Below are 20,646 nucleotides of genomic sequence, written 5' to 3' on the forward strand. Positions count from 1 at the left end.
TCAGGTGGTTATAGCGTTGGGGTTCCACCTCTTCCCATTCCGAACAGAGAAGTTAAGCCCAATTGCGCCGATGGTACTGCAATGCAATGCGGGAGAGTAGGTATCCGCCTTTTTTCATCACAGAGTCCTTTCAGAGAACCATCTCAGAAAGGACTCTTTGGTTGTGAAAAAGTGAAAGGGTTGCACGGATTCGTGCGGTGTGTCTTAATTTTATTTCACCTTGTAAGTGGTACGCACCGTGATGCTGGCAACTTTCTCTTTGCTTGTCGTGTTGAACGTTCCGCCCCAACTATATTCCTCGTCGCTGTTAAGTCCTACAATTTGAAAGACGCCCATCGAGGACGAAATGAGAGGGCCGACAGAGGCTTCGCTACCTTTGGCTATTACTTGTGCGCGCTCATAAGCGTTGGCACTTGCTTTGCCAAGCATCTCCATTTTGAGTTCGTTGAGTTTGGTGTAATAATATGACGGTGTGCTGCTTGAGAAGGAAATACCCTGATTGTACAGCTCGGAAATGTTCTGGTAAACACGTTCTACATTGCTCACGTCGTGTGAACTGACAGTGAAAGTCTGTGAGGCAGAGTATCCCTTGTCCACAGAGTAATATTGTTTTGCATCCGAATCATAATATTGTTTTGTCAGTTTAGAGATGTCCACGCTATTGGTCGAGATTTCTTTGTCAGGAATCCCGTGATCGTTGAGATAGCGTCTCAGTACCCTTGCCGTTTTTTTATACGCAGAGAAAGCATCGCTCCGTGTGTCATCTTCGGCGTCAACTGTGATATTCCACACGATCAGATCACTCGTAATCTGCTTTTCGGCCATGCCGGTGACGTTAATCGTCGGGGCATCTTTCTTGAAATTAGTGAATCCGTTGGATAGAAGCCAAGCGCTGATAACGGTTACGACGCCGGCAAATCCGATGGCGATCATTTTTGTTTTACTCATGATTTTGTGATTTTAAATATCTTATTGATTGCAAATGTCGGGAAAAGAAATGATATTTACAAGTCATTTCGATAAATTCTTGATATGAAATCAATTGATAATTGACTTAACATCGAATATTATTTTACAGTTCATTATTGGTTTATAGCCGAATCTCAGATCCATAGCCTCACTTCCAATTCTTCTTTCAAGCGGCGAGGAAAACATTTATCACATAGCCACATGTCATGCAATAAAAAACAAAAAAAGTCTATACCCTTTGGTAAAAAATGCGATCATGTTTCCATTAACCGTTAATTGTCGTGCAACTAACGGTTCATCGCGTTGCGATTCATGCTTCATTGCATGGCGAAAAAGCATTAGATGCAAGCTTATGAAGCATGATTGGAAATCAACTTTTTCGTGCGTCGTGCTTTGCAAAAAGATTGTTGATGGCACAATATTCGCCGAGTTTATGCGTTGATTGACCGTTATGCCGTGGACAGATCACATACATCAAATCAAAGTTTTGCTCGTTTTGGGCACCGTTCTTATTGCGGTGGCCTCGTTGTTGATGTCGCATTTCCTGATCAGTGACTTAGAACAGGAAGAGCGTAAGAAGATGGAGGTGTGGGCAGAAGCAATGAATACGCTGAATAATGCGGATGAACGAACAGATCTGAACTTGGTGTTGAAAGTGCTTAACGGTAATACCACCATTCCGGTTATCGTGATGGATCAGGCGGGAAACGTACAGACTTTTCGCAATCTATCGCTGCCGCAAGGATCGCCCAGCGACAGTCTGCGGCGTGCAGCAGTTATCGGTGCGCGACTTCGAACTATGGGACAGTGCATCCGAATTACGATTGCCGACGCAGCGAATAAGGATTATATCGATGTTTGCTATGATAATTCGCGAATGTTGAAGCTCTCGGCAGTCTATCCGTTCGTTCAACTCGGTGCGGTTATCATTCTGATTGTGGCAGCTGTCGTTGCTTTGCTTACGTCGAAACGGGCCGAACAAAATAGAGTTTGGGCCGGATTGTCCAAAGAAACGGCTCATCAGTTAGGCACACCGATAAGCAGTCTGATGGCGTGGACGGAGATCTTGCGTGAGCGTTATCCGCAGGATGAACTCATTCCGGAGATAGACAGTGATGTGAAACGGCTGCAACTGATTGCCGATCGGTTCTCGAAGATCGGATCAACGCCCGAGTCTGTGCCTGCAAATCTGAATGAATTGATAGCTCATGTGGTTGATTATATGTCGCGTCGCACGTCCGACAAGGTGTGTTTTGAGTTGCGTCTGCCGTCCGAAGAGGTGACTGTGAACCTCAATGTGCAACTGTTTGAATGGGTGATTGAGAACCTTTGCAAGAATGCTGTTGATGCTTTGGATGGTACGGGTACTATTATAATAGGTATAATACAGGTCGGAAACAGAGTGTTGATAGATGTTACCGATACGGGTAAGGGAATCCGCAAGAAAGACGTCCGGCACGTTTTTCGTCCCGGATTCACGACCAAACAACGTGGTTGGGGATTGGGATTGCCGCTGGCTAAACGGATAGTCGAAGACTATCACCACGGTAAGATTCGAGTGAAAGAATCTGAACCGGGACACGGAACCACGTTCAGAATAGAATTAAGAAATTAGATTTTTTCATTCATTTATTACCTTTTATCGGAAAATATTCGTAACTTTGCAACCCAAATGTGTAGTTTAGAAGCTTTAAAAATAGATTTGAAAGAGCTGAAAGAAGGGCTTAATAGCTGTGAGTTTCAGCTTGACGACAACTACTTTGAGGTGATAAACGCGCCCGAAGTGCGGCGAGGCGAATTGTGTGTAGTGCTGTCTATACGCAAGACCGGTGCTCTTTTCGAACTCGATTCGCACATAGTAGGCAGCATACACATCCCCTGCGATCGCTGTCTCGATGATATGGAGCAGCCGATCAATACTGATAACCGGCTCGTTGTCAAGTTGGGTGAGACTCATTCAGAGGAAAATGATCTCCTGATTGTGCCCGAGGACAAAGGAATACTCGACCTTTCGTGGATCATTTACGAGTTTGTTGCATTGTCAATCCCTATCAACACGTGCATATACCTGGCAAATGTAATCCTGCTATGATTGAAATGCTCGCTGAGCATACGGCTACCCGAAGTAGCAATGGGCTTGATGAAGAATCGACAGACCCGCGATGGAGCGGTTTGGAACAATTAAAAACAATATTAAAAGAATAAAACAAAATGGCACATCCTAAAAGAAGACAGTCGAAGACACGTACACTGAAAAGAAGAACGCACGACAAAGCCGTTGCGCCCACGTTGCTTTATGCCCTAACTGCGGCTCTTACTACATCTATCACACCGTTTGTCCCACCTGCGGACAGTACAGAGGTAAGGTGGCTATCGTTAAGGAAGCTGCTGAATAATGGCTACGATCAACGCGATTATTACTGGCGTTGCTGGCTATGTACCCGATTACATCCTCAATAACGAGGAATTATCGCGTATGGTCGATACCAACGACGAGTGGATTACCACGCGAATGGGTATCAAAGAGCGGCGTATTCTCACAGAAGAAGGCCTCGGAACGTCTTATATGGCGCGTAAAGCGGCCAAGCTGCTGTTGAAGAAAACGGGTGCAGATCCTGATAGTATAGACGCTCTTATCGTTGCAACGACAACGCCGGATTATATTCATCCTTCTACGGCTTCCATCGTTTTGGGTAAGCTGGGACTGAAAAATGCGTTCGCGTTTGATTTCTCTGCGGCGTGCTGTGGCTTTATGTACGCCTTCGATGTGGCGTGCAATATGATTCAAAGTGGGCGTCATCGGCGTATCATCGTCATCGGTGCAGACAAGATGTCGGCTATAACCGACTATCAGGATCGCGCTACCTGTCCGCTGTTCGGCGACGGAGCGGGAGCCGTTTTGGTTGAAGGCACTACCGAAGAAAATATCGGATTGATAGACTCTTATCATCGCACGGACGGTAAGGGACTGCCTTTCCTGCACGTGAAAGCGGGCGGATCAGTGTGCCCCTCATCGCGTTTTACGGTGGATCACCGCCTTCATTACACCTATCAAGAGGGTCGTACGGTGTTCCGTTATGCCGTAACGGCAATGGGAGATGATTGTGTTAAACTGATGGAACGCAACCATTTGACAGAGAATGATGTTAATTACGTGATCAGTCATCAAGCCAATTTGCGAATCATCGAGGCCGTTGCCAAGCGTGTCGGTGTATCGATGGACAAAGTGTTGGTCAACATTCAGCGTTACGGTAACACCAGTGCAGCTTGTATGCCACTTGTTTTGTGGGACTTCGAGTCGCAGTTGAAAAAAGGCGATAACATCTTCTTTACGGCGTTCGGAGCCGGTTTCGTCAACGGAGCAGCCTTTTATCGATGGGCGTATGACGGAGCAGAGGCGGCCGGAAAGAAGTGATTCAGAACGCAATAACACATCAAGAAACGCATCCTTCGTATGAAAAGAATGCGTTTTTTTATTCTCATTGCGAAATGATTAACCATTAAATGCTGCACAACTAACGGTTGAATGCTGTGCAATTAACAATTAAATGTCGTATAACTAACGGTTTAACATCGTACGATTAACGGTCTTTTAAACAATTTATAGATGCATAAAGCAGGTTTTGTAAATATTGTCGGCAATCCGAATGTAGGTAAATCTACGCTGATGAACCGTTTGGTGGGCGAGCGAATATCCATTGCAACGTTCAAAGCACAGACCACTCGCCACCGTATTATGGGTATTGTGAATACCGAGGATATGCAAATCGTATTTTCGGATACGCCCGGTGTACTGAAACCCAACTACAAATTACAGGAGTCGATGCTTGCTTTTTCCGAGTCGGCATTGGCTGATGCGGATGTGTTGCTGTATGTTACGGATGTGGTTGAGAATCCGGAGAAGAACGAAGAGTTCTTAAATAAGGTGCGAAAAATGACCATTCCGGTGCTGTTGCTTATCAACAAGATTGACCAGAGCAACCAGAAGCAACTCGGAACGATGGTGGAGCGATGGCATACGCTGCTTCCCGAGGCCGAGATATTGCCTATTTCGGCACAGAACAACTTCGGAATCGACATCCTTTTAAAGCGCATCAAGGAGCTGTTACCCGCTTCGCCGCCTTACTTCGAGAAAGATCAGCTGACCGATAAACCTGCTAAATTCTTTGTCAGTGAGATTGTCCGCGAGAAAATTTTGCTGTATTACGACAAGGAAATACCTTATTCTGTGGAGGTGAAAGTGGAGAGCTTCAAAGAAGACGACGCGCATATCCATATCCGGGTGATCATCTTCGTGGAGCGCGATAGTCAAAAAGGAATCATCATCGGACATCAAGGTGTGGCGTTGAAGAAAGTGAGTTCGGAGGCTCGCAAGGCTTTGGAGCGATTCTTCGACAAGCGAATTTACCTTGAAACATTCGTGAAAGTGGATAAAGATTGGCGTTCGTCGCAGCGGGAACTCAATCAATTCGGGTATAATTTAGAATAAAATGGCAAACTTAGTAGCAATTGTGGGGCGCCCCAATGTGGGTAAATCCACGTTATTCAACAGATTAACTAAGACGCGGAGTGCGATCGTGAGCGACACGGCGGGCACTACACGCGATCGGCAATACGGTAAGTGCGACTGGAATGGGCGTGAATTTTCAGTGGTAGATACCGGCGGTTGGGTAGTCAACTCAGATGATATATTTGAAGATGCAATACGAAAACAAGTGCTGGTAGCCACGGAAGAGGCTGACCTTGTGCTGTTTTTGGTCGATATTATGACTGGAGTCACCGACTGGGATCAAGATGTTGCGCAGATACTTCGCCGTTCGAAACTCCCGGTTATACTGGTTGCTAACAAGGCAGACAATAGCGGGCAGTATTACGAAGCTGCTGAATTTTATTCTCTCGGACTTGGAGATCCGCAGTGTATCAGTGCTGCCACGGGGGGCGGTACGGGCGATTTGCTCGATCTGGTGACGTCTAAGTTGGTAGGAGATGATACCGAACTCATCGAGGATGGCATTCCACGCTTTGCTGTTGTTGGGCGACCTAATTCGGGGAAGAGTAGCATCATCAACGCATTTATGGGTGAAGACCGCAATATTGTGACTGAGATCGCAGGCACAACACGTGATAGTATCTACACGAGATTCGACAAGTTCGGATTTGATTTCTACTTGGTCGATACCGCCGGAATACGGCGCAAGAACAAGGTTACGGAGGATTTGGAGTTTTATAGCGTGATGCGCTCTATCCGATCGATTGAAAACAGTGATGTCTGTATCTTGATGTTGGATGCCACGCGAGGCGTAGAAGCACAGGATATGAATATTTTTCAGCTGATTCAAAAGAACAACAAGAGTCTCGTTGTGGTGGTAAATAAATGGGATTTGGTAGAAGATAAGACGCAGAAAGTAATCGAGACGTTCGAGAATGCTATCCGAAACAGAATGGCACCATTCGTCGATTTTCCTATTATATTTGCTTCGGCACTTACTAAACAGCGCATTTTTAAGGTTTTGGAAACGGCTAAACAGGTTTACCTAAACCGTAAAGCGCACGTCGGTACAGCCAAACTCAATGAGGTGATGTTGCCTTTAATAGAGCTTATCCACCGCCATCGATTAAGGGGAAGTACATTAAAATCAAGTATTGTACACAGCTTCCGAATACACAGATACCGTCGTTTGTGTTCTATGCCAATCTTCCGCAGTACGTCAAAGAGCCTTATCGCCGATTCTTGGAGAATAAAATCCGTGAGAATTGGGCGATGCACGGCTGTCCGATCAACGTGTTCATACGTCAGAAATAACCCGAAATGAGAAAGCTGTTATATGTCGCAGCCCTGTTCGTTGCAGCTTCGTGTGCGTCAGGACCTCCGCCGGATGAGGTGGCGGCACAGGCTGCCAAGGTTTATTATGACCAGCTTTTGGCCGGTAAGTATGATCAGTACGTCGATGGTTTCTACTGTCCTGACTCGCTTCCGGATTCTTATCGCGAGCAGCTGATTGTCAATGCCAAGATGTTTGTCGGTCAGCAGCAAGATGAACATCGCGGAATTCGTGAGGTACGCATCGTTAATGCTAAAGCCGATACGGCTCGCCACGTGGCCGATGTGTTCTTAGTCTTCGCCTATGGAGATAGTACTACCGAGCAGATTGTCGTCCCGATGGTAGAGCAAGAGGGTGTTTGGTATATGCGGTGAAGCAGAGAATGATGGCAGGTTTATTCCTCAGTTGATGTCGATAGGTTTTCTTCTGTATCATTGCTATCTTTTTGTCTGTGAAATCATCGAAGTTTGCTTGCTTTTGGATATACTGCCTAATGAGCTTGCATGTTGGTGAAACGCTCCACGAGAGTGAGGATGGCGTGGTTATAACGGTCTACAATCAAGTCCATCTCGAAGTCCCCGAAGCGTTTCCCGTTTGCCTCTTCGGGGTGTTGATGGATGCTGGTCCTATCGGCGACGGGAAACGCCTTGCGCTTTGGCCCGTGCCTATATTTTGAGCTTTCGCGCTCCATAGTCTTGTCATGAGCCTTGAACCAGATATACTTACGTTGGACTACTGTTGCGTTTTAACTCACGAGAAAGCGTAGATTGACAGATGCTCCAACCAACCTGCCGCACCACCCCCAACCATAGCAAAAGGGTGAAAAGACAGGCTCAACAGCCATCTTTTCACCCTTTCACCTTTCACTTTTAAATCACCTTTTCACCCTTTCACCTTTTTCACCTTTTCACTTTTAAATCGCCTTTTCACTTTTCACCCTTTAAATCGCCTTTTCCTTTTCCAGCGCGCCTTCTTTGTTTTTCACAACCCACAGCGTCCGTTTCGGGTCAGTGCTGTACGCCAATTCATAGGCCTTGTTCTTGCCAGTCCCTTTGGTCTTGCCGGTAAAGGTGAGGACGTTGGGAGCGATGCCGTTTTCTTCTTCAAACTGGCGGATAAGCGGGTCGAGTTCCTTGCGGAGCGCCTCGGTTTGCTTGTCGGCGTGCGCTTTGTTCGTTGCGGCCCGACCAGCCAACAGTGTCCGGCGGTTATCCACCAAGTTGTTGTATTGCGTGATCAAGGCTGTGATCTGCGCCGACGGCTCCAGCTCGTCGAGGGCGTCGATGCGGCGGAGCACGGCATTGAGAGCTTTGTCGGTGGCGGCGCGCAGCGGTTTGATGTCGAACGAACCGGCGGGAGCACCCGACTTCACCCGGGCGTGGAACAACTGATCAAACGCTTTGTTGTCGGCATCGAGCAGGTTGACATACACCTGCGCTTGAATCCGTGCCACGTGCCGCAAGAGATCGGCCGTGCGCAGGTCGGCCACGAGGTTTTTGATCAGTCCCGTCTCTTTGTCGTAGTTACTCGCGGCCACGTCGGGGTAGGCTTTCATCACGCGGTCCACGGCTTCGGCGGCGGCCAACACGGCCTTGTCGGCGCTGTTGAGGTGCAACGCCACGAGCAACCGAAGCGATTGATAGGATTTGTCGCGCTTGCGGTCGGCCTCTTCCAACGCTTTGGTATCGGCCCCGGTGCGCGGCTGGTTCAACACCCGATCTTCGTCGGCCACGCAGGCCGCGAGCGGACCCAGCACCGCCGTGAGTTTCCCCACTTTGGCCTCGTTGCAGAGTTGCAACACGCGCGACGCAAACTGATAATGCTCCATGTTTTGGAGATTACTTCTTTTAAATTCTTTGATTTTCATGATAGGAATGTTTTGGATGATTCTAAAAATGAGCTTCCGCCCGGGCGGAAATGTTGCCGAGAGCCATTTGGATAAATTTCCCCGGGCGGAAAGTTCATTTTTTTCATTTTTATCGTTTCCGCCCGGGCGGAAACGTTGTTTTTTTCATTTTCAGCTCTTCCGCCCGGGCGGAAGCGTCATTTTTCCGTTAGGGGAGCTTTCCGCCGCGGCGGAAGCACCATTTTTTCTAATTTTCCGCTTATCGTAGGCCTACGCTGGCCCTTTTGGGGAGGGTCGGGGTGGGGCTTTTAGGACTACTCGAAACCGCCGACCCTGTACCCGTAGTAGCGGTCGAAGTAGTATGAGCAGATGTAGCTAGAGCTGAAGAGCAGGAAGTACGCGCTGCTGCTGTACCCTGGGTCAGCACTTGACGACCAATAGTAGCCGTCCATGCCAAGGTAGTACAGCTGACCAGAGACGTAGTGACCCAAGGCGGGAAGGTAGAAGTAATTACCTGCATCGGCGGCGGAAGGGAGGCCAGAGCTGGTGATACTACTGCTGCGGTTCTCGTAGTACTTCCTTGTTGTACGCGCGTCGGTTGTACCGTCGGCAGATTTCTCGGTGTCGTAATGACCCTTTGCCTGTAATACAGACTTCTTCTTAAACCACATACCACCTTTATATAAATGACCCATAGTTGTCCATAATTCATCTGTATCCCAACGGGGATCGCCGTACATGCAATACCAAGACAGCTCGTTAGCGTTTGGAAGATCTTTACATGATGCGTGAGTAGCGGCGTAGCTTATGCCATAACCTGGGAAACTTGTGTTGTAGTAACGAGGGTCAGAGTTGCTCTGGGCAAAGTTGCCGTTAATGTCACCGTTCAACACTGGCTGGTCTTTATTGGCTGACCACCATTCGTGCCCCTTCCAATATTGTTCCTGAGCGTCCCACATGTAATAATGGTCGCCATCGTAATCGCGTATGTTAAGGTTGCCATCTATATCATAATAGTTATTCACGTCATAGTTAAAAGCTTTAAAAGCCTTTGTAACAGTACCTTCTATTCCTGTTGCAACATCCTTTAACCAATAGCGTACCTTCAAGGTATGAGTGCCTGGTTTAATAACCATATAGGCACCATTGGTGGTTACGCTCGCTGATGTGGTATTCAAGGGGAAGCCATTGGCGTAAGTTCCGCTTCCCCCGGTGGTGAGGATGATTTGCTTGCCTGTGCCGCTACCGTCTGTCAATGCGCCTGTTGAGGTAAGCGTATAAGTATCGGTAATATCATTGTCTGAACTTACTTCTATCTTAGTTAAATTGCACTTCTGCAACAATGTGTTACTTACATAAGGGTGAAATACGAGGTAAGCCGCCTGATGATCGAGCGTGAAGTTGAATGGTCCACGTCCTTTGGTGCCTGTTGCGTCTGCTATACCGCAATCGCCTGATGCGCCAAAATGAGCGGTGGTGTTTGGCGTTTCCTGCGTCTGCGCGGCAGAAATCGTTACTTGGTCATTGCTACCGTTCTTGCCTGGATAGTAAACCTTATAAGTTGTGCTATTCTTGAACTTTCCTGGTACCTTAAACGTGAAATAGGCTGTCTTGGTCGTCGGAGCATTGCTGCTCTTCTGCCATGCGCCGTCATCGTCCTGCACGTAGATATAGTCGCCTGACTCCCAATAGAATTTACCACTGGCGTAGTCCATCGAGGTGCGCGAGGTAGGTTCTGCGCCGGTTACGAAAGTGGTCAAGTTTTTGTCATTGCCGTTATCCGTTTCTGTGTCTTTCTGCGTTACGTCGTCATTGGCGCAGCTGGCTGTCAGCAGCAGTCCTGCCACCAACAGCGTCCATGTCTTGATTGTCTTCATGTAATCTTTCATTTCTGTTTTACTTAATTAATAACTCTCTCTAATCCCAAAGGCTCTCTTCGTCCGTGGAGGGTGTGAGGCTTTCGTCCTCGTCTTCCTCGTCAAACCAACCTTGTTTGGCACTGCTCGGGCCTGTGCGTGATGGCCGGGATTGTGCTGGCTGGGGAACGAGGTGTCCATTAATTCACTGTGAGGCTCCAAGCGGATCGTCTCAACTGCGGGCTTCGCGTAAGCCCATCTCTCTAATTGTTTTCTGTTCATAATCGCTATGTTTTGAGTGAATAATTCGTGAAAATTCCCCCTTGCTCGGTTGGCAAAAGGGCATGAAAAAGGAACAAAGGGAACTCTCGTGAGCCCTTTGCTTAAAGGGGGTTAGTCGTCTCCCCTCGCGCGCGCGTAGGGTGAGACGTGAAAGGCGTCTATGCCAGGTAAGATGTGTGTGTGTGTGTGTGTGTTAAGACTTTTTCCGAGATATGCAAATATAAAGCGTTAAAAGATGCAAGAGAAACGAAGTTCTTTTGCATCGCGTTACGGCTATTTATATTTGCTTGTTTAATCATATTCTCGTTTGATCCTTTTGATCGGTCCCTCGCTTGTTCAAACCCCCATCCCCCTAACTTAGGGGGCGGAAGGGGGCGAAGGCGGAAACTGGGGGCAAAGTAGATAATAAATTTTAAACTTACAAATGATTCGGAAGAAAATTTATTGTTCTTCGCGCGCCCGTCGCTCTTCATCGAGCATCTGGAAATCTTTTTTGCGTAGCACAAAGCTATTGCTCAGATACTTCTCTCGCACGATTTTGTTGGCTGCCAATTCTTCGGGCTCGCCCTGAAAAAGAATCTTTCCTTCGAACAACAGATAAGCCCGATCGGTGATTGTGAGCGTTTCCTGCACGTTGTGGTCAGTAATCAGAATACCGATATTGCGATATTTCAATTGCCAAACGATGTGTTGGATATCCTCGACTGCAATCGGATCGACGCCGGCAAACGGTTCGTCGAGCATGATAAACTTAGGATCGATGGCCAGACAGCGCGCAATCTCGGTGCGGCGACGCTCTCCTCCCGAGAGTTGATCGCCTTTGTTTTTACGCACTTTGGTGAGTCTGAATTCCTTGATGAGTGTTTCCAATTTCTCCAATTGATAGCTGCGAGGCTTTCCTGTCATTTCAAGCACTGCGAGGATGTTGTCTTCCACCGTCATTTTTCGAAACACACTGGCCTCTTGCGGCAAGTAACCGATGCCGGCGCGCGCACGTTTGTAAACAGGAAACTTGGTGATATCGCGATCGTTGAGATAAATATGTCCGTCGTTGGGAACGATCAATCCCGTGGTCATATAGAATGATGTGGTTTTTCCGGCACCGTTAGGACCGAGCAGTCCGACGATTTCGCCTTGTTTCACATCGATCGACACGTTATTCACCACCGTGCGTTTGCCGTATCGTTTGACCAGTCCTTCGGTGCGCAAAACCATCTTTCCGTCTTGCGTTTGAGAGCCGATCATCTCGGTTCCGAACACGTTATTACGCTCATCCATATATTTATTCGTCTGTCAAATGTGTGGCAAAATTAGCAAAATTCCGCCTAAATAATACTTAGAAAACCAAAAGTCGTCTTGTTTATTGCAGTTTTTTAATGGATTTTGGTTACTTTTGCGGCCAACAAACCGCGTTTTATCAATGGTATTATTAAAGTTTCTGACCACTTTCGGCAAGTATCTGATATTGATGGGAAGATCGTTTGCGCGTCCCGAACGAATGCGTATGTTCATGAAACGATACGTCAAGGAAATGTCGCAATTGGGTGTAGATTCCATCGGGATTGTTCTCTTGATTTCGTTCTTTATCGGTGCAGTGATTTGCATTCAGATGAAACTCAACATCCAAAGTCCGTGGATGCCGCGTTGGGTTTCGGGTTATACCACGCGCGAAATCATGTTGCTTGAATTTTCATCGAGCATCATGTGTTTGATTTTGGCCGGCAAAGTGGGTTCTAATATTGCGTCGGAATTGGGCACGATGCGTGTGACTCAGCAGATTGATGCACTCGATATCATGGGCGTTAATTCTGCTTCTTACTTGATATTGCCTAAGATTCTCGGACTGGTCACCATCATGCCGTTTCTCGTCATATTCAGTTCGGCCCTGGGAATTTTAGGTGCTTACGCAACGGCTTACATCGGTCACATTCTCAGTCCGGAAGATTTGACATTGGGAATACAACACTCTTTCAATTCATGGTTTATGTGGATGAGCATTGTCAAGAGCCTGTTTTTTGCGTTTATCATCGCCAGTGTGTCATCATATTTCGGTTACACAGTTGAAGGTGGATCCGTAGAGGTGGGCAAAGCCAGCACCGATGCCGTTGTGAGTAGTTCTGTCCTGATCTTGTTTTCAGATGTATTCTTGACGCAAGTATTATCTTAGACTTAGGGGGCTAAAATATGATAGAAGTAAAGAATCTCACTAAATCATTCGAAGACAAGACGGTGTTGAAGGGAATCAATGCCACGTTTGAAACCGGGAAAACGAATCTGATCATCGGCCAAAGCGGCTCGGGAAAGACCGTGTTGATGAAAAATATCGTGGGACTTTTAGAACCGACGAGAGGTGAAATCAGTTATGACGGCCGCAATTTCGTGGCAATGAACAAGAAAGAAAAGGTGCTGATGCGCCGCGAAATGGGGATGATCTTTCAGGGTGCAGCCCTTTTTGATTCGCTTTCCGTACTCGAAAACGTGATGTTTCCGCTGGATATGTTCTCCACGATGACGCTCCGCGAACGCACCAAACGGGCACAGGAATGTCTCGCCAGAGTGAAACTGATCGATGCACAGGATAAATATCCCGGCGAAATTTCGGGCGGAATGCAGAAGCGTGTGGCTATTGCGCGCGCCATCGTGCTCAATCCCAAGTATCTGTTTTGCGACGAGCCCAATTCCGGTCTGGATCCAAAGACATCGCTGGTGATCGACGAACTTTTGTCGAGTATCACCAAAGAGTTTGGCATGACAACGATTATCAACACCCATGATATGAATTCCGTCATGGGAATCGGCGAAAACATCATTTTCATTTACAAAGGTAAGAAAGAGTGGCAGGGTAATAAAGATTCTGTGATCAACTCCACCAATGAGCGGCTCAATGCCTTGGTCTTCGCCTCAGACTTGTTCCGCAAAGTGAAAGAAGTGGAGATGGAGGAAGAGAATGAGAAGAAATGACAACACACGCCCTTCCTTTGTCTTTTAACGAAAAGATTCAATCGATTTTCAAACACCCATAAAGTCGTTTATCTTTCACCGTTAATCGCCCTGCAACTCACCGTTAGTTGGTCTGCAATTAACGATGAGTTGCAACGCAATTTGCCGTTTATCGCAGTGTAACTAATCAATGAAAATGAAGAAATATCGAAATTGATGTAAACTAACTGATAATGAGGAGGGAATACATAAATCAGCATAATACTGCTCTATTTGTAAAGGGCAGAAATATGCAGATTTAGGCAGAAGTTCAGTTACCAGAGTGTTACCTTGTTTTGATGTAGGTAACAATGGTGCAGTATTCGGTAACTGAATTATTTTCGCTCGTGTGGCTGTTGCTTTGGTCGGCAGTTTTCTGCGTAAGTAAGGAACGCTTTAATTCGGGTAACTTTACCCACAAATATTAAAGCGTATGAAAACAGAGAAAATGAAGGTGTTGCTCTACCTTAAAAAGAGCGGGCTTGACAAATCGGGGAAAGCTCCGATTATGGGACGTATTACCATTGGGCGTTCCATTGCCCAGTTTAGTTGTAAACTTTCCTGCAACCCCGACTTGTGGAATTCACGTGAAAGCAGGATGGACGGCAAGAGCCATGAGGCGGTGGAGGTTAACGGCTGGTTGGAAAATCTTCTGCTTTCCATTCAATCTGCCTATCAGTCGTTGATTGCCAAAGGACAGCCATTTGATGCAACCGATGTAAAGGAACAGTTTCAAGGCTGTGTGCAGGTACGATGCAGGCTCATCGAGAGATTGGATATGCTCATTAAGGAGAAAGAAAGCCATATCGGTATAGACATCAAGAGGGACTCTATGTCCGCCTATCATTCCACTCGAAAACGATTGCAGGAGTTTATACAGAAGAAGTATCATGTTTCGGATTTGACATTCTCGCAGTTGACAGAAAACTTCATCTACGAATTGCAAGCATTCTGTCTTAGTGAACTCGGGCATCAGCAAAGCACATTTTTCAGAGTTGCAGCAGATTTGAAGACCGTCTGTAGGCTGGCTTATCGTGAGGGACTGGCTGATACGCTTCTGTTTGACAAAGTCCATATAGAACGGGGAGACAAGAAAGTACCCAAGGCACTTGACCAAGAAGCATTGGACAAGTTGAAGGCACTCCGCTTTGATGAATTGGAAAAAGAAATGGAAACTGCTCGTGATGTGTTTCTCTTCGCCTGTTATACCGGTGCAGCCTATTGTGATTTGATGGAACTAAGCAAGAAGCACCTTGTCCGTGATGATGCAGGTAGTTTGTGGTTGAAGTTCAACCGACAGAAGACGGGCGTACTTTGTCGTATCAAGTTGTTGCCGGAAGCTGTTCGGTTAATAGAGAAAATGCACAGCGATGAAAGGGAAATACTACTTCCCTGCATCAAATACAAGAACTATCAGTCCTGTCTCAAAGCCTTGCGATTACGGGCAGGTATTTCTTTTCCATTTACATCGCATACTGCAAGGCATACCTTTGCCACGCTTATCACCTTGGAGCAGGGCGTTCCTATTGAAACAGTCAGCAAGATGCTTGGACATACGAACGTAAGTATGACCGAACGTTATGCAAAGGTAACACCGCAGAAACTCTTTGAGGAGTTTAACCGTTTCCTTTCTTTCACTGAAGATTTGCGTTTAACCATTTAACCAAGATTTTTTATGAGAAGTACATTCAAGATATTGTTTTACATCAACAGACAGAAAATAAAGGCAGACGGCAAGACCGCCATTCTCTGCCGTATCACCATAGACGGAAAAAGCACCGCCATTACCACAGGCGAGCAGTGCAAATCCTCCGAGTGGAACAGCAAACAAGGACTGACAACCGACAAGAAGACCAATCAAAGAATCGGCGAGTTTAAGGAACTTGTAGAGAAGACCTATCAGGATATTCTGATAAAGGACGGAGTGGTAAGTGTGGAACTGCTTAAAAACCGTTTGCAGGGAATAGCCACCACACCGACAACACTTCTTGCCATGAGCAAGACAGAACTGCAATCCGTTAAAGAGTGCGTGGGTAAATCAAGAGCAAAAAGCACTTATCAGAATCTTCTCTATTCAGACAAGTTACTTACAGAGTTTGTAAAGGATAAGGGAATGATGGATATAACCATCTCTGCAATAACGGAAGACTTATTTGAGGAATACGGTTTCTATCTGAAAAAACGAGGCTTGGCAACAGCAACCATGAATCGTTACCTTTGTTGGCTGAGTAGGCTGATGTACCGTGCGGTCAGCCAGAGAATCATTCGTTGCAATCCTTTTGAGAATGCCAAGTATGAGAAAACGGAACAGAAGATACGCTTTCTGCAAAAGAGCGATGTTGGCAAACTCATGGCATTGAGAGTAATAGATAAGGAAGCAGAACAAGCAAGACGGATGTTTATCTTCTCATGCTTTACGGGCTTGGCTATTGCTGATATGGAACATTTGCAATTTGGACACATTCAAACGGCAGCCGACGGACAGAAATATATCCGAAAGGAACGGCAGAAAACAAAGATGGAGTTTATTGTGCCCCTGCACCCGATAGCGGAGGCTATCATCAATCAATGCAAGAAAGAACAACCGAGCATGAAAGAAATGCAGACCGTGAAAGGAAAAGACGACGACTTTATTTTTCACTGTGCTTGTAGCCGTAGCGTGATGAGTGCAAAGCTGAGCATCGTGGGCAAGGCGTGTGGCATCAGAGAACGGTTGTCCTACCACATGGCGAGGCACACGTTCGGAACGATGAGTTTAAGTGCAGGAATACCCATCGAAAGCATTGCCAAGATGATGGGCCATGCCTCTATATCCAGTACTCAAATCTACGCACAGGTTACCGATAATAAGATTTCGGAGGATATGGACAGATTGATAAGGAAACATCAAAAAGAAGAGATAAAGGAGGAAGCCGTATGAATGTCAATCATCATCAAACAAAAAGAGAGCGCAGCTATTTCGAGTGGGGCGACAATATGCAAATCATTCGCAAAGGCAAAGGTGATATAGCCATGACAGAGAGTGAACTCGTAGATTTCTTTAATGTAACATGGAAGAAGCTCAATTATCAATTGCAACTACTCCTCAAAATATTTTCCCTACATCCCGAGGAAAGGAATGTAGGGGAGGTGGAAGTGTTCGTAAATGGACAGTTAAAAGGCTATGCTCCACTTTATCCGCTCACTATCATCATCGCTTTGTCTTATCAATTGGACAGCATGGAAGCCCACTTGTTCAGAAAACACATCTGCCAAGAGTTACAACACCCAACACCTATGGTAGAACAGATATTCCTATACTGCAGTGGCAGTATCAATTGATACACTTTTCTCTTTCACCGATATTATCTTACTACATAACTACAAGGAAAGGTAATACGGTGAAAGGAAAGGGTTGGTATTGTAGTCAGAAAGTAGGAATTACTATTACTACCGTTTGACTACATGCTACTCTGTTTTTTGAGGCCTTCAAGTATACCGAAAGCCTTATAAGTAGTTATTCTCCAAGTAGTCTATCAACAGTAGAGATACGCATCTGTTTTATTGCATAACATTCCTTTTACCCGTATTTCCTGACCCTCTGATTTCTTCGTGATAAAGATAATTCACTATCGAGGGATGTCCTTTGGGACTTCGTTCGTAAGGCAATTCATTATCCACATACTTACATTGAGCCTCCTGTGCCATTTTCGCGGCCTCTTGCTCCAATTGCTTCCAATATGTTCGGTCTTTATGCAAATAGATTTCTTCATAAAGTGGGAACAAATGGGGATAGTGTGATTTGATATAACCCATAATGTTGGCCTTAAAACCACCCCGCAGATTGAGGTTCTCAAGCCAAAAGAGGTCGCAAATATCTTTCACTTCATGAAAAATAGCTTTGAAATTGGTGATGCCAGGGAAGATGGGCGACACAAAACAAATGGTTCGGATGCCCGCCTCGTAGACCTTTCGCATGGCTGCGATGCGCCGCTCTATGCTCACGGCCTTGTCCATGTCGGCACGAAATGTCTCATCAAGCGTGTTGACTGACCACGATACGGTGACTTTCTTCATTTGCCGGAGCAGGTCAAGGTCGCGCAACACTAGGTCGCTCTTTGTACAAATGAGTATTTCCGCATCGCTGTCTTTGAGCTCTTCAAGCAGTTTACGTGTCCTGCGGAACGTTGCTTCTTCGGGATTATACCCATCGGTCACTGATCCAATAACCACCCGTTGTCCGGCATATTTCTTCGGATTCTTGATTGCAGGCCAATGCTTCACGTCTAAGAAAGTGCCCCATTCTTCTTTATGTCCTGTGAAGCGCTTCATGAATGAGGCGTAACAATACTTGCAAGCATGGGTGCACCCCACGTATGGATTCACCGAATAGCCACCAACAGGGAGGTTGGACTTGGTCATGATGCCACGCACCTCTTTCGTTCCAATGAGTGTTTTTGCCATATTCCTTCCTTTATTCTTTATAAATCCTCTACCGTTTCACCGTCTTCAGGAATAAAGACGCGGTCTAAAATTCCTGCCACTTCCGCACGCTTTCTCACCATTTCACGCGTCACGCTATTATGGTTCACGCCTTCAAGATGCGTCACAAATAACTTTGCATCAGGTGCAGCTGCAGCAACTTTTACCACATCTTCATCGTTCATAATAACGCGTCCACCCAAGCGAAAACCATTGCCACCTGCATTAAGGGTGATAACCTCGGGGCGAAAACGCTTCAAATTGCGCTTCACACCAGCATACCAGATGGTATCTCCGGCGTGATAGAGCGTCTTTTCTTGTGGATGAGTGAATACATAACCCGCTGTATGTCCGGCAGGATACTTCATGATGAAATTACCATGCTGGCTTTCGGCCTTTTGTATGCTCACTTCCCCAATCCTTGTATTGTCGCCGACAACTTCCACATGATTAAATCCATGCGACATCACCACCTGCCGATTGTTTTCGTCTTGCACAAAAAATCGCATATCTTTAGGTATCATTTCATAGGCCGCCTCATCAATATGGTCATCGTGTAGATGGGTAAGCAACACTGCATCTACACCTTTTAATATCTCTTCTACAGGAAAAGGTAGTTCATGAAGTGGGTTGCGCAGGTGTTGATTTCTACTAAAGGGGAAAGGAGGCATGCAGCCTTTCTTTCCCAACATGGGGTCGATCAGAATTTTCTTTCCCCCATATTCAACGATTATCGTTGCGTTTCTTACTTGTTGGATATTCATTGTTTATTAAAATTAAAGTTTAACATTGGCTTCCAGCATAATACCATCCTTCAGAGGTTCATCATCATCAGAGAACGAATTTGCCTTATATTGTACGCAAAGCACGAGCATTTCGCTGCTGCCTGTGTTCTTGAAAGCACGTTTGCCATTGGGCGCAATTCTCACGATGCTTCCTTCTGAAACGGGAAATCGTTTGCCGTCTACATCGAAAATGCCTTCACCTTTAAGAATGAAATAAAGCTCTTCGTGGGTTTTATGGGTATGGCGTGTGCCATAATCCTGTCCAGCTGCAAGACTTTGGAAAGACAATTCTGCGCCTGTTGCTTGTAGTGCATGTCCGGCAAACATCTTTCCCGGGATAGAGAAATTGCCCATAGCCAACTCATATTCCTTAATTTCATTCAACTTACCTACGTTCACCGTGGTGAAGTTCTCACCTTTTTCTACAATTTTAATTTCTTTCATAATGCTATTTGTTTTGATTACGAGTGCAAAGGTAGTGCATAAAACAAAGACACATTCTACCATTAATAATATATGCTCTACCATTTTGATAAACCATTAATTATTCGTACATTTGTTGCATGAAATTAGAGAGTCATCCCCAAGAACTTACACAAATTCCTTTCTGCAAAACGGAATGTGGTGTAGACTTCAACATCAATACCGATACGCACGAGCGTTTGCGGGGCGTATTGATGGAGTATCCGTCTTTCAAAACCAACTTCTTCGAGTTGTTTTTCTTTAGGAAAGCATCCGGGTGGCTGCGTTATGGCTTTCAATATATCGAGTTGAAAGACAATACGGTGCTGATACTTTCGCCGCACATCCATCAGGAGTGGCACATTGATGAAAGCCAAACGGATTATCGTTTCCTTATTTTCCGTGATGATTTTCTTTCAACCTATCTTGCCGATCCTTTCTTTACTTATCGTTTGCTTTATTGCTACCAAACAGATTTCCCACCCTATCTGTCGGCTACAGCTATGGAACAACAAGAATACGAGCGTTTGCTTGTGCGGATAAAAGAAGAACTCAACCATCCTCTTGCCGACAGCTATCACATCATCGTATCCTTGCTTCATTATCTGCTCATGACCCTTAATCGTAGGTATTCTGCTCAATACCATCTGCCTTTTGATGCCCCCAAGAACCACCATGCCTTTGAGTTCAAACAACTCTTAGAGAAACATATTCGCCAATACCAGCAAGTGGCCGACTATGCAGCCATGCTGAACATCAGCCGCATTACATTGAATGCTTCTGTACAGGCACAATATGGGCAAACGGCCGTACATCTGCTGAAACAACGTCTGCTTGCAGAAATCAAGAATGAAATACTATTCACTGACAAAACTACCAGTGAATTGGCATACGAATTCAATTTCTCGGAGCCGGGACATTTAATGCGTTTCTTCAAAAAACAAACAGGACAGACGGTTACGGAGTTTAAAGAAGAATATAAAGGACAACAGTTTACCGCAGAATAGAAAAATGATTAAACGAAGAACTTACCAATAAACGAACGGCACTTGAAACAGATATATCTCTGCTCAAGTGCCGTTATCCATTCACCAATATACGCTTATTGCCTTTATCCTGTCTGACTACCCTGATAATTCTCCTCCAGCATCTTCTCCAAGTCCGAAGCCTTGTAGAGTATCTTT

Annotated in this window: 18 protein-coding genes, 1 rRNA gene and 4 pseudogenes; 14 read left to right on the plus strand and 9 right to left on the minus strand. The window is 45.9% G+C overall.

Annotation, left to right across the window (positions count from 1 at the left end; all coding sequences use genetic code 11):
* Window positions 1–113 (plus strand): 5S ribosomal RNA (gene rrf, locus JCM12259_RS10255).
* A gap of 97 nt (window positions 114–210) precedes the next feature.
* On the opposite strand, the gene JCM12259_RS10260 is transcribed toward rrf, so the two are convergent.
* Window positions 211–948 carry an SIMPL domain-containing protein gene (locus JCM12259_RS10260; RefSeq protein WP_025066398.1) on the minus strand — a complete coding sequence of 246 codons (738 nt, stop codon included), beginning with the start codon at window positions 946–948 and terminating at the stop codon, window positions 211–213.
* Between the two features lie 472 nt (window positions 949–1,420).
* Here JCM12259_RS10260 and JCM12259_RS10265 point away from each other — a divergent pair, with 472 nt between their 5' ends.
* From JCM12259_RS10265 to JCM12259_RS10290, 7 genes and pseudogenes are all read left to right on the plus strand, one after another.
* Window positions 1,421–2,584, plus strand: a complete 1,164-nt coding sequence (locus JCM12259_RS10265) for a sensor histidine kinase (RefSeq protein ID WP_025066399.1) — start codon at window positions 1,421–1,423, stop codon at window positions 2,582–2,584.
* A 57-nt stretch (window positions 2,585–2,641) separates the two neighbouring features.
* Window positions 2,642–3,174 (plus strand): annotated as a pseudogene (locus tag JCM12259_RS15040) (YceD family protein).
* Window positions 3,175–3,180: 6 nt separating this feature from the next.
* A pseudogene (rpmF, locus tag JCM12259_RS16250) lies at window positions 3,181–3,365 on the plus strand (50S ribosomal protein L32).
* Window positions 3,365–4,384 carry a beta-ketoacyl-ACP synthase III gene (locus tag JCM12259_RS10275; protein ID WP_025066400.1) on the plus strand — a complete coding sequence of 340 codons (1,020 nt, stop codon included), beginning with the start codon at window positions 3,365–3,367 and terminating at the stop codon, window positions 4,382–4,384. The pseudogene rpmF and the gene JCM12259_RS10275 overlap by 1 nt, the downstream one beginning before the upstream one ends.
* A gap of 192 nt (window positions 4,385–4,576) precedes the next feature.
* Window positions 4,577–5,458, plus strand: a complete 882-nt coding sequence (gene era / locus JCM12259_RS10280; RefSeq protein ID WP_025066401.1) for a GTPase Era — start codon at window positions 4,577–4,579, stop codon at window positions 5,456–5,458.
* A gap of 1 nt (window position 5,459) precedes the next feature.
* Window positions 5,460–6,772, plus strand: a pseudogene (gene der / locus JCM12259_RS15045) (ribosome biogenesis GTPase Der).
* Between the two features lie 6 nt (window positions 6,773–6,778).
* Window positions 6,779–7,165, plus strand: a complete 387-nt coding sequence (locus tag JCM12259_RS10290) for a hypothetical protein (protein ID WP_024992164.1) — start codon at window positions 6,779–6,781, stop codon at window positions 7,163–7,165.
* A gap of 134 nt (window positions 7,166–7,299) precedes the next feature.
* Here JCM12259_RS10290 and JCM12259_RS17875 read toward each other — a convergent pair.
* From JCM12259_RS17875 to lptB, 5 genes and pseudogenes are all read right to left on the minus strand, one after another.
* Window positions 7,300–7,476, minus strand: a pseudogene (locus JCM12259_RS17875) (IS30 family transposase); the annotation flags it as partial.
* A gap of 255 nt (window positions 7,477–7,731) precedes the next feature.
* Window positions 7,732–8,658, minus strand: a complete 927-nt coding sequence (locus tag JCM12259_RS10300) for a DUF6261 family protein (protein WP_025066403.1) — start codon at window positions 8,656–8,658, stop codon at window positions 7,732–7,734.
* Between the two features lie 293 nt (window positions 8,659–8,951).
* Entirely contained in the window at window positions 8,952–10,526 is a 1,575-nt protein-coding gene (locus JCM12259_RS10310) for a hypothetical protein (RefSeq protein WP_025066405.1), read from the minus strand.
* Between the two features lie 15 nt (window positions 10,527–10,541).
* On the minus strand, window positions 10,542–10,775 hold the full coding sequence (locus JCM12259_RS15050; protein WP_036888950.1) for a hypothetical protein: 234 nt from the start codon (window positions 10,773–10,775) through the stop codon (window positions 10,542–10,544).
* A gap of 441 nt (window positions 10,776–11,216) precedes the next feature.
* Complete coding sequence (gene lptB / locus JCM12259_RS10320; protein WP_172793015.1) at window positions 11,217–12,020, minus strand: LPS export ABC transporter ATP-binding protein; 804 nt, start codon at window positions 12,018–12,020, stop codon at window positions 11,217–11,219.
* A 175-nt stretch (window positions 12,021–12,195) separates the two neighbouring features.
* Between lptB and JCM12259_RS10325 the strand changes: the two genes are divergently transcribed.
* The 5 genes from JCM12259_RS10325 to JCM12259_RS10345 all read left to right on the plus strand — a co-directional run bounded on the left by JCM12259_RS10325 (window position 12,196) and on the right by JCM12259_RS10345 (window position 17,075).
* Window positions 12,196–12,942 (plus strand): MlaE family ABC transporter permease, encoded by a 747-nt coding sequence (locus tag JCM12259_RS10325; protein ID WP_025066407.1) that lies wholly within the window; start codon window positions 12,196–12,198, stop codon window positions 12,940–12,942.
* A 17-nt stretch (window positions 12,943–12,959) separates the two neighbouring features.
* Window positions 12,960–13,736, plus strand: a complete 777-nt coding sequence (locus JCM12259_RS10330) for an ABC transporter ATP-binding protein (protein WP_025066408.1) — start codon at window positions 12,960–12,962, stop codon at window positions 13,734–13,736.
* A gap of 451 nt (window positions 13,737–14,187) precedes the next feature.
* On the plus strand, window positions 14,188–15,417 hold the full coding sequence (locus tag JCM12259_RS10335; RefSeq protein ID WP_025066409.1) for a site-specific integrase: 1,230 nt from the start codon (window positions 14,188–14,190) through the stop codon (window positions 15,415–15,417).
* A gap of 12 nt (window positions 15,418–15,429) precedes the next feature.
* Window positions 15,430–16,674: a site-specific integrase gene (locus JCM12259_RS10340; RefSeq protein ID WP_025066410.1), complete on the plus strand. Its 1,245-nt coding sequence runs from the start codon at window positions 15,430–15,432 to the stop codon at window positions 16,672–16,674.
* Window positions 16,671–17,075, plus strand: coding sequence for a hypothetical protein (locus tag JCM12259_RS10345; RefSeq protein WP_025066411.1), 405 nt, complete (start codon window positions 16,671–16,673; stop codon window positions 17,073–17,075). The genes JCM12259_RS10340 and JCM12259_RS10345 overlap by 4 nt, the downstream gene beginning before the upstream one ends.
* A 219-nt stretch (window positions 17,076–17,294) precedes the next feature.
* On the opposite strand, the gene JCM12259_RS10350 is transcribed toward JCM12259_RS10345, so the two are convergent.
* Genes JCM12259_RS10350 through JCM12259_RS10360 form a run of 3 tightly spaced genes read right to left on the minus strand, consistent with a single transcriptional unit; the run spans window position 17,295 to window position 19,444 of the window.
* Entirely contained in the window at window positions 17,295–18,197 is a 903-nt protein-coding gene (locus tag JCM12259_RS10350) for a radical SAM mobile pair protein B (protein ID WP_006949221.1), read from the minus strand.
* A 17-nt stretch (window positions 18,198–18,214) separates the two neighbouring features.
* Window positions 18,215–18,979, minus strand: a complete 765-nt coding sequence (locus tag JCM12259_RS10355; protein ID WP_025066412.1) for an MBL fold metallo-hydrolase — start codon at window positions 18,977–18,979, stop codon at window positions 18,215–18,217.
* 12 nt (window positions 18,980–18,991) lie between these two features.
* The gene (locus JCM12259_RS10360) at window positions 18,992–19,444 is read right to left on the minus strand and encodes a cupin domain-containing protein (protein WP_004384417.1); all 453 of its coding nucleotides are present in this window, start codon (window positions 19,442–19,444) and stop codon (window positions 18,992–18,994) included.
* Between the two features lie 119 nt (window positions 19,445–19,563).
* Here JCM12259_RS10360 and JCM12259_RS10365 point away from each other — a divergent pair, with 119 nt between their 5' ends.
* Window positions 19,564–20,469, plus strand: coding sequence for a helix-turn-helix domain-containing protein (locus tag JCM12259_RS10365; protein ID WP_025066413.1), 906 nt, complete (start codon window positions 19,564–19,566; stop codon window positions 20,467–20,469).
* Window positions 20,470–20,646: the final 177 nt, after the last annotated feature.

The organism is Hoylesella enoeca JCM 12259, from assembly GCF_000613405.1.
Taxonomy (GTDB): Bacteria; Bacteroidota; Bacteroidia; order Bacteroidales; family Bacteroidaceae; genus Prevotella; species Prevotella enoeca.

Bases quoted from the DNA above. Each gene is read 5' to 3' on its own strand.
- JCM12259_RS10365 (WP_025066413.1), top strand. From the start codon at position 19,564: ATGAAATTAGAGAGTCATCCCCAAGAACTTACACAAATTCCTTTCTGC.
- JCM12259_RS10260 (WP_025066398.1), bottom strand. From the start codon at position 948: ATGAGTAAAACAAAAATGATCGCCATCGGATTTGCCGGCGTCGTAACC.
- JCM12259_RS10335 (WP_025066409.1), top strand. From the start codon at position 14,188: ATGAAAACAGAGAAAATGAAGGTGTTGCTCTACCTTAAAAAGAGCGGG.
- JCM12259_RS10310 (WP_025066405.1), bottom strand. From the start codon at position 10,526: ATGAAAGATTACATGAAGACAATCAAGACATGGACGCTGTTGGTGGCA.
- JCM12259_RS10265 (WP_025066399.1), top strand. From the start codon at position 1,421: ATGCCGTGGACAGATCACATACATCAAATCAAAGTTTTGCTCGTTTTG.
- JCM12259_RS10275 (WP_025066400.1), top strand. From the start codon at position 3,365: ATGGCTACGATCAACGCGATTATTACTGGCGTTGCTGGCTATGTACCC.
- JCM12259_RS10360 (WP_004384417.1), bottom strand. From the start codon at position 19,444: ATGAAAGAAATTAAAATTGTAGAAAAAGGTGAGAACTTCACCACGGTG.
- JCM12259_RS10345 (WP_025066411.1), top strand. From the start codon at position 16,671: ATGAATGTCAATCATCATCAAACAAAAAGAGAGCGCAGCTATTTCGAG.
- JCM12259_RS10355 (WP_025066412.1), bottom strand. From the start codon at position 18,979: ATGAATATCCAACAAGTAAGAAACGCAACGATAATCGTTGAATATGGG.
- JCM12259_RS10290 (WP_024992164.1), top strand. From the start codon at position 6,779: ATGAGAAAGCTGTTATATGTCGCAGCCCTGTTCGTTGCAGCTTCGTGT.
- JCM12259_RS10325 (WP_025066407.1), top strand. From the start codon at position 12,196: ATGGTATTATTAAAGTTTCTGACCACTTTCGGCAAGTATCTGATATTG.
- JCM12259_RS10350 (WP_006949221.1), bottom strand. From the start codon at position 18,197: ATGGCAAAAACACTCATTGGAACGAAAGAGGTGCGTGGCATCATGACC.
- JCM12259_RS15050 (WP_036888950.1), bottom strand. From the start codon at position 10,775: ATGAACAGAAAACAATTAGAGAGATGGGCTTACGCGAAGCCCGCAGTT.
- lptB (WP_172793015.1), bottom strand. From the start codon at position 12,020: ATGATCGGCTCTCAAACGCAAGACGGAAAGATGGTTTTGCGCACCGAA.
- JCM12259_RS10330 (WP_025066408.1), top strand. From the start codon at position 12,960: ATGATAGAAGTAAAGAATCTCACTAAATCATTCGAAGACAAGACGGTG.
- era (WP_025066401.1), top strand. From the start codon at position 4,577: ATGCATAAAGCAGGTTTTGTAAATATTGTCGGCAATCCGAATGTAGGT.
- JCM12259_RS10340 (WP_025066410.1), top strand. From the start codon at position 15,430: ATGAGAAGTACATTCAAGATATTGTTTTACATCAACAGACAGAAAATA.
- JCM12259_RS10300 (WP_025066403.1), bottom strand. From the start codon at position 8,658: ATGAAAATCAAAGAATTTAAAAGAAGTAATCTCCAAAACATGGAGCAT.